The organism is Eubacterium sp. Marseille-QA0814 (assembly GCF_965119675.1).
Taxonomy (GTDB): Bacteria; Bacillota; Clostridia; order Lachnospirales; family Lachnospiraceae; genus Eubacterium_G.
The window spans coordinates 2,625,645-2,640,550 of sequence record NZ_CBCPMG010000001.1; the positions used below are offsets into that span (position 1 = coordinate 2,625,645).

Genomic DNA, 14,906 nt, shown 5'->3' on the forward strand with positions numbered 1-14,906 from the left:
ACATGTTTTATTTTATTGAAATATTAAAGGTAATTTTCCTTGGAATTGTTGAGGGTATTACGGAATGGCTTCCAATTAGTAGCACAGGTCATATGCTATTAGTTGATGAATTCATCAAGTTAAATGTAAGCGATAATTTCAAAGAAATGTTTATGTTTGTAATTCAGCTTGGAGCAATTCTTGCTGTAGTTGTTTTATTTTGGAACAAAATGTGGCCGTTTAAGAGTGCTAACAGAAGTGACGGAATTAACCCAAAAGGTTCAATCCTTAGAAAAGATGTCTGGTCAATGTGGTTTAAGGTAGTAGTTGCCTGTATACCAGGGGCAGTTGTGACAATTGCTTTTGACGATTTTATTGAAGCACATCTTCACACACCTATTGTAATTGCAATTACATTAATTTTCTATGGTGTGGCATTTATTATTATTGAAAGATGGAACAAAACAAGAAGACCGAAGATTAGAAGCTTGTCAGATATTACATACAAGACAGCATTCATTATTGGTTTATTCCAGATTTTATCAATTATACCGGGTACATCAAGATCAGGCTCCACAATCATAGGTGCTTTATTAATTGGTGTATCAAGAGTGGCTGCGGCAGAATTTACATTCTTCCTGGCGGTGCCTGTAATGTTTGGAATGAGTGCCTTAAAAATGATAAAATTAGGTTTTGCAATGTCAGGCTATGAGGCATTTGTTTTAATCTTGGGTATGGTGGTAGCTTTTGTAGTATCACTTCTTGTTATAAAATTCTTAATGGGCTATATTAAGAAACATGACTTCCAGGTATTTGGCTGGTATAGAATTATACTTGGTATTTTAGTTTTATTATATTTTTTTTAATCTAAACAAAGCAATATGTTTGATAAATAATTAGGTTTTTAATAACCCCAAATAGATAATATAAAAATAATCGGTAGATTAATATGTAATTACATGGTTTTAAGAGCGTATTAAGCTACTGATTATTTTTATGTAATAAGAAATTCCTTTAGATTTTTTTATTACATAAAAAACGTTCTACTATGGATGCGCACTCGCATGAATGGAAAAATGTTGCTAAAGCAACACGCGCTGATTGCGTAGAACGTCGCAAGCGAGATTCTTTGTTTGGGAATAAAATTTTTCATTGAACTTAATTTGTTTACATCATAGTATAAGTGTGATAGATTTAGGAAAGAAGAAGAGTACAGAAAATTTAAAACTGAATACAAGCTTGTTAGCTGTTACGAAGGTAACAAAAAGGAGGCAAAAGTGAAAGGAATTTTTAAAAAGTCCGTAGCAGTTTTGCTTACGGCAGCAATGGCTGTGACACCTATTTCAATGCCTGAAGGTTCGAAAAAAGTTCAGGCAGAACAGTTAGGTAGTCTGGCTAAGGAAGTAACAGGAACATGGTCTTATTGGGACGGTAAGCAGGATGTGGTTCAAACAAATAAAATGTTGTTTGACAAACTACCAACAAAGGCTAACCAGGGTACATATCGTTTTACAACGGACAATTATGATAAGAACACAAATGCAATTGATGTAGGTGGTTTCTCATCATCAATGTTGTGGAATTATTCAACAACAGCTTTTGGCGACTGTACTTATGCAATACCTTTAGCGTACTGTGGAAATGCAAATGGTATGTATGTGTCAAAACCATCAACTTTAATTATAAAGGACACATGCACACAGACATTTACAATGGCAATGAATAATCAGGGAACAATGTCTGATTTTATAGTTGGTACAGGTTATAGTTTTTCAAGTACAAAAGTGGACAAGTCAGATGAATGGCTTACAGATGTAGTTATGGAGAATACAGCAGATTCATCTCAATACTTAAAAACTACAATGGTACAGGGTAGCCCATTTGCTTATTTCCAAGTGGCAGGTGGTAATACAATCACATTGCAAAGACCTAGAACTTTACCTAGTGAAATTGTAGCTTACAACGGTACATCTTTGGAAGATTCAACACAGTTGATTATCAGAGTGTATGACAATGCTGATTTAATATCAGGATATGGAGACTATGATTACTATGCTGTATATTTGCCTGAAGGAACAAAGGTTTTCCAGGCAGATGCAACTGCAAAATACGCAGACAACAAAATGGGTGATTTAACATTTACATTACCTGCGGACAGACCATATATGTCAATGGCATGGTTAATGGAGTCAACAGGCAAGAAAGATGCGGATGCCAAGGAAGTAAAAGATGCATTTGCTCCATACGCATACAATTTCATAACAGATACAAAGTCTTCATTTGTTAGAAATGGTTCAGAAATTACAACTACTTTCAAATACACAATTGATAAGAAGGCTGAAAGTACAGCAGATGGAACAATAATGGGAATTTTACCACATCAGTATAAGAATATGAGTGGCTACAAATATATGGATTATACAGCCAGAACAATTCGTGGCACAATGAAATATTTAGTAGGTGATTCTTATGAAACAAAATTAACATTTACAGGTATACTTCCAACTCTTCCTAGTGTTGATAACGGTGACAAGGATACTTTGCAGGGTTATATAGATGACTTTATGGACAAATATGGTCCAACAGACGACGGTCAGCTTACAAAAGAATCTTACGGTGTTAATACTTATGACGCAGGTAAGAAATTAAATAGAGCAATTCAGGTTATGGAAGCTGCAGAGGCTTGTGGTGACAGTGCAGATGCAGACAAAATATTAAAAGCTATTGAAAACGAATTAGCGGATTGGTTTACAGCAGACGGAGAAAATGATGAAAAATATTTCTATTATGATAAGGAAGTAGGTTCATTGTTTGGTTTTCCACAGGCATACTATACAGTTGATGGAATGACAGACCATCATTTCCACTATGGTTATTTTGTAAATGCAGCAGCTCAGGTAGCAATGAGAGATCCTGAATTTATTAAAAAATATGACAATGTTATAGAAGAAATAATCGGAGATTTCGCAACTTATAAAGAAAACTGTTCAGACTCAAGATATCCGTTCTTAAGATATTTCTCAACGTATGAAGGTCATTCCTGGGCTTCAGGTCATGCAAACTTTGGTGACGGTAACAATCAGGAATCAAGTTCAGAAGCAGTTAATGCCTGGGCAGGACTTATTTTATATGGACAGGCTACAGGCAATGAAGACTTAACATCACTTGGAATGTACTTATATTCTACAGAAGTATCATCTGTAAATTGTTATTGGTTTGATACTGATGGGGATATTTTAGATGAACAGTTTACAGAAGGCAAAGGCGAGAATGCAAAATACAGTCAGGCGTCAATGGTATGGGGCGGAAAATACACTTATGCCGCCTGGTGGACTGACGAACCATTACAGATTCAGGGTATTAATATTTTACCAATGACTGCAGCTTCATTTTACGCAGCAGCCAATAAAGATTTCATTTTAACAAACTGGAAGACAGCTGTAAGAAATGAAAACAGTTATGCAGGTGTAAATGAAAAGCAGGAGAAGCGCTGGAATGAAATCTGGAGTGAATATCTTGCAATGGCTGATCCTGAAAAGGCAATGGATTATTTTGATGACCAGTGTGATCCGGAAGCAGGTGAATCAAAAGCTCATGCTTACAACTGGATTATGTCAATGGAAAAAAATGGAACACCTGATTTGACAATTACAAGTGACAGTCCACTTGCATGTGCCTTCAAAAATGAAGATGGGGATATTACATACGTTGCATACAATGCTTCAGATAATGACGAAACAGTAACTTTCTCTGATGGTACGGAAATAACTGCAAAAGCCCATGCTATGACTGAAACCAGTGACGGAGAAGTTTCAACAAAATCAACTTACAAAGTAGAGCATTATTTATCAGATGGTAATGGAAACTATAACCTTGTTGATACTGAGAAAAAATCAGGAAAAATAGGAAATGAAGTTTCTGCAACACCTAATAATTATACAGGTTATATTGTAAATTTAGATGCAAAAGATACAGTGAAAGACGGCGTAATCAAAGATGACGGTTCACTTGTTCTTAGATTGTACTATGATCTTTCAAAAGTTGTAACTACAAATGAATACGAGGACAACAGTAATTACACATCCCTTGGAAAATCAAATGGTGTGGATATTTCTTATCGTATTTTAAGAAATGATTTTAATGCGAGTGTTAAATTGTTAGATGCCAATGATACATTCTACATGGAATATGAAGGCATATATACATCAGATAACACAACAGCATATCTTAATAAGAACACAACACAGGCATTAACAGGCGTATTTAAGTATTCTGTAAAGAACACACTTACAGCAGACACTTATAATACAATCAAACTTGTTAGCGGAAGTAAACAGGTATACGTGCTTGTAAAATATGGCAATCCAACAGCTGCCCCTGACTTATCAGATTATGACAGCGGTCAGGAAGCAACAACAGTTGATGCTAATGCACCAACAGATGCTTTAGGATTTGTAGCCGGCAATCCAAAAGACAATACAATTTTGGTTACATTTAGAGCTACAGAAGAACAGAATGAAAAAGGTCAGTTGTACAACGTATATGTGGATGGAAATTTGAAGTTATCATCTGTAGTTGCAGGAACTTATACAATAGAATCCATAGTTGCAGGAAAACATACAGTAGAGGTTAAAGGTATACTTAATGGAAAAGAGTCAAAGGGAATATCCATGACAGTAAAAGTTACAGGCGAGAAGGAAAGTACAACAAAAAATGATAGCACAACAAAATCCGACGCTACAACAACTACATCACAGACAACAACCAAGAAAGATTCTCAGGAATCTACAACTCCGTTAGCAACAACTGAAACTACACAGACAACAAAGAATGTAACAACAGCTAAACCTACAACAACTAAAAATAAACAGACATCAAAAAGGCCTGTTGTTACAAAGAAAGTAAAAGTTGGAAAAGTATCAATTAAGAAGGCAAAGAAAATCTCTAAGAAGAAGATAAAGCTTACATTTAAGAAAATAAGTAAGGGTACAACTTGCCAAATAAAAGTTTCTTACAAGAGAGCCTTCAGCAAAAAAAATACAACTACCAAAATGGTTAAAGTAAGCCGTAAGACATACAAATTCATTATCTCTAAAAAGAAAATATGGAAGCATAAGAAGCTTTACATAAAAGCAAGAGCAATTAAAATTGTGAAAGGTAAAAAGACTTACGGTAAATGGAGTAAAATCAAAATTATAAAATAATTTAAAGAAACATTTAAGAAACAATTAAAAAAATATTTAAGAAGTAATTTAAAGACCTTTTAAAGTCTGTTAAATTAAAAATTCTCCAAACATAAGAATTAATAAGGGGAAGAATTAAGAAGACAGCTTTAAAAGGTCTCTTTATGTTAATAAACAGGAAAAAATGTTAAGATTTGTTAAAAATTTTCTTAATATTTATGGCTTAGTGAATAATTCGGGTTTTATTATGATATACTGTAGCCATGTAGAAATAAGCTTAAAAGTATAATAAGTGTAAAATAAAAGAAGGAAAAGAATTACAAAAATAAAATTAATAAGTTTGCAAAAGAAAAATAATATTGTGTCACGTAAGATTATTTTAGAAAAATAGGAGACAATATTAGGAAAGAGGCGTGTATGGCTAGTAACAAAAAGAAAGAAACAGCAGATATGGAAAACAAGATTAGCAACCCAAATGTTAAAGAACTTGAGCAAACAAGAACCAAGAAGGATGACGAAAGAGCAAAAAGAAAACGAAGAGCAGTAAGTATTATTGGCTTGTTAATTTTCCTTGCTTTGTCAGCAGCAATAGCAATACCATTTATTAAATTCTTTAGTGAAGCAGAATTTTTTAGAGAATGGATTAAGAGTTTTGGTATGTGGAGCTGGCTTGTGTGCATTGGGGCAATGGCACTTCAGATTATTGTTGCAATTATCCCCGGCGGTGCAATGGAAATCGGAGCAGGATACGCCTTTGGCGTAGTTGAGGCAACAATACTTTGTACAATAGGTTCAATTATTGGTTGTGCAATTGTATTCTGGCTTGCAAGAAAGTTTGGTGTTAAATTCGTAGAAGCATTTTTTCCAATTGAAAAGATTCAGAATTTAAAATTTTTACATGACGAAAGGAAAAGAGATATATTATCATTTATCATTTTTCTGATTCCCGGAATGCCAAAGGATTTAATATCTTATTTTATGGGACTAACTGATATTAAACTCTCAAGATGGCTTGTTATTTCCACAATAGCAAGAATTCCGGCAATTATTGTATCAGCAATGGGTGGTCAGGCGTTAGGTAAGGGACAGTACATTGTGGCGATTATTGTATTATTGGTAATTTTAGGAATAAGTGCCATAGGTGGATTTGCATATAAAGTTATATGTAATAAAAATAATAAATAACATGTTGCATAAAATTATAGTACTTAACATTATTTTAACTTGTAATATTCTGTCTTCATTGTTATATTAGGAGAGATGAAAAATATATTTTAGTGTAGAAATTTGGAATTTCTATTTAATTTACGACTGAGAAGTAAGTTATACTAACAGTAATGGGAAAGGAGAGGTAAATATATTCAATATATTTACATGACAGAACATGAGAAAGACTAAAATTGTATGTACAATGGGACCATCAACAGACAGTGATGAAATTTTGGAAGGGTTAATCAAAAGTGGAATGAATGTTGCAAGATGCAATTTTTCACATGGTTCACATGAAGAGCACAAAGGAAGAATGGACAGAATTAAGAGACTAAGAGAGAAGTGCGACAGACCAATTGCAATTCTTTTAGACACAAAAGGTCCTGAAATTAGAACAGGCAATTTTGAAAACGACGTTGTAAACGTTGTAACAGGACAGACTTTTACATTAGTTGCAGATAAAAATATTTTAGGAAATAACGAAAGAGTAGGTATTACTTATCCTGATTTATATAAGGATGTTAAAGAAGGAACAGTTATCTTAATTGATGATGGTTTAGTAAAAATGGAAGTTGTAAAGATTGACGGAACAGACATTGTCTGCGAAGTAAAGAACGACGGAAAAATTGCTAACCACAAAGGTGTAAATGTTCCTGATGTACACATTAACATGGAATATATGAGTGAGCAGGATAAGAGCGATATTATTTTTGGTATTAGTCAGGATATTGACTTTGTTGCAGCATCATTTGTAAGAACAGCTGATGATGTTAAGGAAGTTAGAAAAGTTCTTGACGACAACGGTGGAGAAAAAGTCAACATCATTGCAAAAATAGAAAACAGTGAAGGAATTATTAATATTGACTCAATTATAGATGAAGCTGATGCTATTATGGTAGCACGTGGTGACATGGGTGTTGAATTACCTGAGGAAGAAGTTCCAATTATTCAGAAGATGATTATTAAGAAAGTTTATGAAGCAGGTAAGCAGGTTATTACAGCAACACAGATGCTTGATTCAATGATGAACAACCCAAGACCAACAAGAGCAGAAACAACAGACGTTGCCAATGCTATTTATGATGGTACAAGTGCCATTATGTTATCAGGAGAAACAGCAGCAGGTAAATATCCAATTGAAGCAGTTCAGACAATGTCAAGAATTGCTGAGAGAACAGAAATGGATATTAACTATAAGAGAAGATTTTTAGATCATCATAGAAAGAGCAGAACAGATATTACAGAAGCTGTTTGTCATGCTACATGTATGACAGCGTACGATTTGGAATCAAATTGTATTCTAACAGTTACTAAATCAGGACGTTCTGCAAGAATGATTTCAAGATTCAGACCTGACTGTATGATAGTTGCAGGCAGCACTGAAGAAAAAGTTGTAAGACAGCTTAATATGTCATGGGGAGTTACTCCTGTTTTAATTAAGGAGAAGGAACACGTTCTTGAGCTTTTTGATTACGCAGTGGAAGTTGCAAAGAAAAAAGGCTTAGTTAAGAAAGATGATGTAGTAGTAATTACATCTGGTGTACCCCTTGGAAAATCAGGTACAACTAATATGATTAAGGTTCACACAGTTGATTAATATGCAATGAAATTGTTAAATTGGGGTAAAATCGGTTGACATTTTGTTGCAACAAATGATAGAGTAATTATTGAGGGCTTGTGGTTCTGCCATAAGCCTTTACTTTTGCGAGTGAAGGTTTTTTCACTTTGTAATTTAAGGGATTTTTAACACAAAAAATAGTATTGTTTTAAAGAAATTATTTACAATATATAGTGTTTAGAGATTTGATATTTTTTAAGGAAGGAGAACAGAATGGATAATTGTGACAGTAGTGGGCGAAGTTTTACTGATAAATACAATATAGACGATACTGATGCATATCATCCGTTTCGTTCTTAGTGTTTATAGATAACTTCCCTCATATACGCAATTGTATTTATTAAAAATAGGTGAGAGTCCTAGAATTTAATTAAATGGAGGTATATGAAGGTGGAAGAAAAATTCGAAGAAGAATTAGAAAATAACGAAGAATCTAATGAAAAATTAGATCAGGAAGAGTATGAAATTCCTGAAAAAGCAAACTACGAAGAAGAACTTATTGAAATTATTAGAAGTGACGATCCAACACCTGTTAAGCTTGACAAGTTAGACGATTATCACGAAAACGATATAGCTTCAGCGCTGGAATATTTAGACAGCGAAGAAAGAAAGAAATTATATTCTATTTTGGGAGTAGACAGAGTATCTGATATATTCTCATATATAGATGATCCAGCAGAATTCATAGAGGAATTAGATCCAAAGGTTGCAGCTAGAATCCTTGGTAACATGGAGGCTGATGATGCTGTTGATATTTTGGATGAATTGGAAGATGACACAAGTAATGAACTTATAGAATTAATCGATGAAGATGCAAAGAAAGACATTGACTTGATTCAGTCTTATGATGAAGACGAGATTGGTAGCAAAATGACTACTAATTATGTAACTCTTACATTAGACCTGACTATTAAGCAGGCAATGAAAAGATTGGTTGAACAGGCTGCTGAAAATGATAATATTACAACTCTTTATGTAAAAAAAGAGGATGGAACATTTTATGGTGCCATCGATTTAACAGACTTAATTGTTGCCAGAGAGTATGTAGAGTTAGAGTCTTTGGTAACTACATCGTATCCGTATGTACATGACCACGAAACAGTAGATGACTGTATTGAAGAATTGAAAGATTACTCAGAAGATTCAATACCGGTTTTAGATAAAGACATGCATATTTTAGGTGTAATCACTTCTCAGGATTTGGTAGAAGTAGTCGATGAAGAGATGGGTGAAGATTATGCTAAGTTAGCCGGTTTGTCTGCAGAAGAAGAACTGGAGGAGCCTTTAGGACAAAGTCTGAAGAAGAGAGTTCCATGGCTTTTAATTTTATTAATGCTTGGTATGATTGTTTCATCAGTTATCAATATGTTTGAAACGGTAATTGTAGGACTACCGATTATTGTAACTTTCCAGTCAGTTATCCTTGGTATGTCAGGTAATGTTGGAACACAGTCACTAGCCGTTACAATTCGAGTTTTAATGGACGAAGAGCTATCTTTCAAAGAAATGGTAGGTTTTGTGTTTAAGGAAATCAGAGTTGGTTTGTGTAACGGATTAATTGTAGGCGCTATTGCAGTTGTATTTACAGGTATGTTTATTTGGATTGCAAGAGGTCAGGCAATTGGAAGTGCATTTGCAATTTCAGGTTGTATAGGTGGTGCATTGGCACTAGCCATGTTAATCTCAAGTTTTGTAGGAACAATTATTCCTATTATCTTAGACAAAATTGGATTTGATCCTGCCGTAGCGTCAGGACCACTTATCTCAACAATAAACGACTTGGTAGCCGCAGTAACTTATTATGGCTTAGCATGGTTACTATTGATTAACGTATTAGGATTATAGAAAGTAAGAAAATAATATAAAAAGTTATATAAAAATATTTTGTTTAACAAGAGCTGCATTGCATAGGCAATGTGGCTCTTATTAGTTATGTTAAAAAACATCAAACCATAAATTAGAATATAGAATTGGAAAAATTATTTTTAAAATATTAAAAATTAAAAAATCAATAGAAAAAAACATTAAAAGTTACAATAACACTGTAAAGTGTTACATTTGCATTGAAAAAAGATACATATATGTTATTATCTAATAAACCAAAGAAATAGATTAACAAAAGGAAAGAGGGGTAATTGAAAATGGTTAAACGAAACAAAATATTAAAAAAGGTCAAATTAGTAACAAGTGTTGTGAACATCATGCAATAAAAATGAAATTTTTAACGTTACATTGTTATAACAGTATTAAATCAAATAGGAGGCGATGGATATGAGAAAATTATTAAGAAACATGTGTACAATGCTGATGGCATCTGTATTATTAGTGACAGGTTCGTGTGGTGGTACAACCTGGGTAAGTGGAGTAGAAAACACTAATACACTAATTGAAAAATTAACAAATATAGAGGAAATTAAGGATCCTGAGAAATATACACAAATTTATTTGGATGAAAATTATTTAGGTCCGGTTCCGGATATGTGGGAATTTGAAAATCTAAATAATATAGAAGTTTCAGAAAAAAACACTAAATACAAAATTGTAGATGGCGCCTTACTTTCTAAAGATGGCTCAAAAGTATATGCATTTCCACCACAAAAGGAATGTGAAGAATATATATTCCCTAAAACAGTGAAAATTATTTGCAACAATGCTTTTTACAAAAGCAAAGTAAAAAAAATTAGTTTTAATGAAAAACTTAGAAAGATTGGAGTATCTGCATTTTATTACTGTAAGAATCTAATAGGCGTAGATTTAAAGAACGTAAAAACTGTAGACATTTTGGCATTTAGTTCATGTTCTAACTTGACTCAGTTAAATCTTGGCAAAGTTAAAAACATAGGAGAAGAAGCTTTCTGGGGAATAGGAGTAAAAAACATTACGCTAAACAAAAAATACAATTTAGGTGTGGCTGCATTTGATACGAAGATAAAAATTAATTACGGAAAGAAGTTTAAAGATATTAAACCATATCTTCTAAGCTACAAAAGATGGAATGAAGTTAAAGGAGCCAAGGGCTATGAAGTTGTAGTAAGGGTATATAATCTTGATAATGTAAAAGATAAAGTTTATTTAAAAACTACAGTAAAGAAACCAAAACTTTCAAAGAAATTTCGTAAGAAAATTGCAAGAATGAATGAAAAATTAAATGGTGAAATGTCATCATTAGGCGTAAAAATTAGAGCATACAGATACAAGAACAAAAAGAAAGTTTATACAAAATGGAGTGATGTTAGAAAAAGAACAATTTATTTAGACTAGGGAGGTAAGATTATGAGAAAAAATTTAAAAAGAAAAATATTATTAACTATGTTATTAGTGTTACTTGCATTTCCACAGATTGTAAAGGCTGATCCTTATGTGGGAAAAGAAACAAATATTAGAATAATAAGATCTAGTGAGGAGCACGAAACATTATACTCAAAAATATACTTTGATAAAGATTATACAGTGGATGTTGAAGGTCTAGGTGGCTTGTCTTCATATGAGAGACAGTTTGAGTATTTAGAAAACATAAATGTGTCGCCAGATAATCCGGTGTATAAATCAATTGATGGAGTGTTATTTTCAAAAGATGGAAAGAAATTAATATGGTATCCTCCAACAAAGAATGAAGGGAAAAGTTATACAGTACCCAATAGTGTGAAAACAATAGCAAGTAGAGCTTTTTATCAGGCAAAAAATAACAGAAATTAAACTAAATAACAATATCGAAAAAATTGATGAATGGGCATTTTCATTAAGTGAACTAAAGGAAGTGAGTATGCCGTCTAAAATCAAGAAGGTAAGCGAAGATGCTTTCTATGAATGTACAAATTTACAAAAGGTAAACTTAAACAATGTAACAAATATTGGGGAGGCTGCCTTTTCTCGGTGCAAGAGTTTAAAGACGATAAAAGGTAACAAAATAAAAAAAATAGGCATTGATGCATTTTATCAGAATGTAAAGTTAAAGACGATTCAATTAGGCAAAGTTACAAAAATTGAAAGCGAAGCTTTTAATGGGTGCACAAGTTTAAAGAAAGTTAATTTATCAAAAGTTAAAGAGTTTGGTGAAGAGGCTTTTATGTATACGGGAATTAAACAGTTTACATTAAAGCCGGGAGTTAAACTTGCTGAACAATCGTTAGATCCAAGAACTAAAATCAAATATAGTGTGCCATTTTCGAAAATTAAACCATATATAGGTGATGGTAAATGTTGGAATAAAGTTATCGGTGCAAAAGGGTATCAACTTAAATTAACATACAAGGTCAAAAAGAAAAATAAAACCATTGTTTGCACCCAGAAAGCAGACTATATTGGCAGATTTAGTAAATTAGGAAAGAAACTTAAACAGGCAGATTACGAAATATTTGTAAAAATCAGAGCTTATAAGTATAAAAACAAAAAGAAGGTTTATACAAAATGGAGCAAGAGTACCGGATTTTTCTTTTAAAAAATCTAAAAAGATTTTTTTAGCACTTTTTTTTAGATGGAATATTTTGAACGTTATCTACGTTTAGAATGTAAGAAAGAGCTGTCACTTTGACGATTACAAAACGTTAAAGTGACAACTCTAGTGCTTTTTAATGCAATCTCTTTACTGCAATTCTGACTACCGGCCAGATAATGCAGGCTGCTGCTGTTCCCAGCAAAGCAGCATAAAGTTGAGTTGTAGAATATGTTACACCTGCAATTCTTGTCATTTTAGGTGACAAGTGACTTCCGAATGTAGGAATAACCCATTTTACAATTAAAAGGTTCATAACAGCCCATTTTGCAAAAGAACCGGCAACAAGGCTAAGTGGAAGTAAATTAAGTTCCAACTTCTTGCCACGAACAAACCAGGCAAAAAGGACGATTACAATATTACCAAGCATAATAAATGGTAATATCATTGGTACAGTGGAAATTATTGCAGACTGTGTAATAATGAAAGAAGTAACAGGTGCTACAACTGAAACTATTACACCGCTAAGTAATCCACAATAAAGTGTATCAATAATTAAAATCAGGTTAATTAAGCCTCCGGTAATAGGTAAAGTACCGGGGGTTTTTAATAACTGTACAACAACACAAAGAGCAATCATTATGGCTGTTACAGTTATTGTTTTAGTTTTCATTTTCATTGTTGTAGAAATCCTCCTTAGTAATCAGGTGAAGATATTTAAGGTAATCTGAACGTGAAGGCTTTTCAAAAGTTGAAGTTTTCTTCTGTTGCTCAAGTCCCATTGTGGCTTTTCTAACATCAGCAAGAACTCCGGCACCACCCATGCATCCACCGGGACATGCCATACCTTCTAAAAGATAGCCATCATACATACCGGCTTTTGCCTTAGCAAGCATTGTCTTACATTCTTTTAAACCTTCAGCTTTAACAGTCTTAACTTCTCTTTCTGGTTCAAGACAGTTAATTGCATTAACAACGGCTGCGGCAACACCACCACTGGCAGCGAAACCTTTACCAAGAGAGCTTGATGTATTTAATGGCTCTTCAACTTCTAATTTATCAAATTCAATGTTTTTAGCATCAAAAATACCCATCATTTCTTCAAAAGTTAAAACAAAGTCAATATCACTTCTAACTGATTTTCTACTAGCTTCTAATTTCTTAGCAGCACAAGGTCCGATAAATACAACCTTGCAGTCAGGATGTTGTTTCTTTGTCATACGACCTGTTAAAACCATAGGTGTAAGTGCCATTGAAATGCAGTCAGCGTATTCAGGATAAGTTTTCTTAGCCATAACTGACCAGGCAGGACAACATGAAGTACCAAGCCAAGGATGTTCATTAGGAACTTCCTTCATAAAGTCGGCAGCTTCCTGCACCGCACATAAATCGGCACCAATGGCAACCTCAACCATATCTTCAAAACCAACAGCCTTAAGTGCGGCTCTAACCTGTTCAGGTGTAACCTTATCACCAAACTGTTTAACAAATGAAGGGGCAATGGCAGCGTATATAGGTGTATCGCTTTTTAATGCAAGCACCGTCTGGAAAATCTGACTTTTATCAACAATGGCACTAAATGGACAGCTTACCAAACACATACCGCAGGATACACACTGATCATAATCAATATCAGCTCGTCCATATTCGTCTGACTTAATGGCATTCATACCACAGGCAGCAGCACAAGGACGTTCCTGTTTAATAATTGCGTTGTAAGGACATGCATTTACACACTTACCACATTTAATACATTTTTCCTGGTCAATAACAGAACGACCATTTTCCATATGAATTGCGTTCTTTGGACAAACCTCAATACAAGGATGTTCAATACAACCCTGACAGCCGTTAGTAATTAAAACACGTTTCTCAGGGCAGGCATGGCACGCAAACTTTATTATATTAATAAGGGGAGGATCATAATATTTTTCGTCTATGGCACTGGCATCAATTCCATCAGATAATGGTGCATGCTCAGACATATTTCTTACAGGCAAACCAAGAGTTGCTCTTAATCGTTCCCCAATAATAGCACGTTCAAGAAAAATATTGTCATAATATTTTCCAATTTCGCCGGGAATAATTTCAAAAGGAAGATCCTCTATATGTGATAAAGGATAATCTTCGTAAGCCATTCTGGCTATTTCAGTAAAAACCTTATGACGAATTTCAGTTTTATTTGAATAAATACCTCTCATAAATTTCTCCATTCTGTATGATAATAGTAGGCAAAGCCTAATTTACCTAAATTATAACATATTAAAAGTGAATGATAAAGAGAATTGGTTAAAAATTTAACAAAGTTTTAACATAACTAAAAGAACTTAATAAAATAAGAAAATACCCGTAAAAACCTAAACAAATTTATTAAATAATTTCTAATTATAATTACAGGAGAATAAATAAGGGAAATAAAACTATTGAATTACATTTAATTTAAAAATAGAGTAATAATGAATAATAGAAAATAATAATATTTTTG

General features: G+C 33.3%; 10 protein-coding genes. 8 read left to right on the plus strand and 2 right to left on the minus strand.

Annotated elements, in window-relative coordinates; all coding sequences use genetic code 11:
- The first annotated feature begins 2 nt into the window (after positions 1-2).
- The 8 genes from ACQY63_RS11930 (at position 3) to ACQY63_RS11965 (ending at position 12,427) form a co-directional block, all read left to right on the plus strand.
- Positions 3-845: an undecaprenyl-diphosphate phosphatase gene (locus ACQY63_RS11930; protein ID WP_302689861.1), complete on the plus strand. Its 843-nt coding sequence runs from the start codon at positions 3-5 to the stop codon at positions 843-845.
- Between the two features lie 411 nt (positions 846-1,256).
- Positions 1,257-5,183, plus strand: coding sequence for a glycosyl hydrolase (locus tag ACQY63_RS11935; protein ID WP_428245266.1), 3,927 nt, complete (start codon positions 1,257-1,259; stop codon positions 5,181-5,183).
- Between the two features lie 396 nt (positions 5,184-5,579).
- Positions 5,580-6,347, plus strand: a complete 768-nt coding sequence (locus ACQY63_RS11940; protein WP_412622960.1) for a TVP38/TMEM64 family protein — start codon at positions 5,580-5,582, stop codon at positions 6,345-6,347.
- A gap of 199 nt (positions 6,348-6,546) precedes the next feature.
- Positions 6,547-7,968 (plus strand): pyruvate kinase, encoded by a 1,422-nt coding sequence (gene pyk, locus ACQY63_RS11945; protein WP_022165228.1) that lies wholly within the window; start codon positions 6,547-6,549, stop codon positions 7,966-7,968.
- A gap of 405 nt (positions 7,969-8,373) precedes the next feature.
- Positions 8,374-9,834 carry a magnesium transporter gene (gene mgtE, locus ACQY63_RS11950; RefSeq protein WP_302689859.1) on the plus strand — a complete coding sequence of 487 codons (1,461 nt, stop codon included), beginning with the start codon at positions 8,374-8,376 and terminating at the stop codon, positions 9,832-9,834.
- A 426-nt stretch (positions 9,835-10,260) separates the two neighbouring features.
- Positions 10,261-11,250 (plus strand): leucine-rich repeat domain-containing protein, encoded by a 990-nt coding sequence (locus tag ACQY63_RS11955; RefSeq protein ID WP_022165226.1) that lies wholly within the window; start codon positions 10,261-10,263, stop codon positions 11,248-11,250.
- Positions 11,251-11,262: 12 nt separating this feature from the next.
- A complete protein-coding gene (locus tag ACQY63_RS11960) occupies positions 11,263-11,685 on the plus strand; it encodes a hypothetical protein (protein ID WP_022165225.1) in 423 nt (140 codons plus the stop codon).
- Positions 11,686-11,707: 22 nt separating this feature from the next.
- Positions 11,708-12,427, plus strand: a complete 720-nt coding sequence (locus ACQY63_RS11965) for a leucine-rich repeat domain-containing protein (RefSeq protein ID WP_428245286.1) — start codon at positions 11,708-11,710, stop codon at positions 12,425-12,427.
- Positions 12,428-12,557: 130 nt separating this feature from the next.
- Here the strand turns inward: ACQY63_RS11965 and ACQY63_RS11970 are convergent, their stop codons facing one another.
- Both ACQY63_RS11970 and ACQY63_RS11975 read right to left on the minus strand, forming a co-directional pair.
- Entirely contained in the window at positions 12,558-13,100 is a 543-nt protein-coding gene (locus tag ACQY63_RS11970) for an ECF transporter S component (protein ID WP_022165223.1), read from the minus strand.
- A complete protein-coding gene (locus tag ACQY63_RS11975) occupies positions 13,084-14,622 on the minus strand; it encodes a 4Fe-4S dicluster domain-containing protein (protein ID WP_022165222.1) in 1,539 nt (512 codons plus the stop codon). The genes ACQY63_RS11970 and ACQY63_RS11975 overlap by 17 nt, the downstream gene beginning before the upstream one ends.
- Positions 14,623-14,906 lie beyond the last annotated feature (284 nt).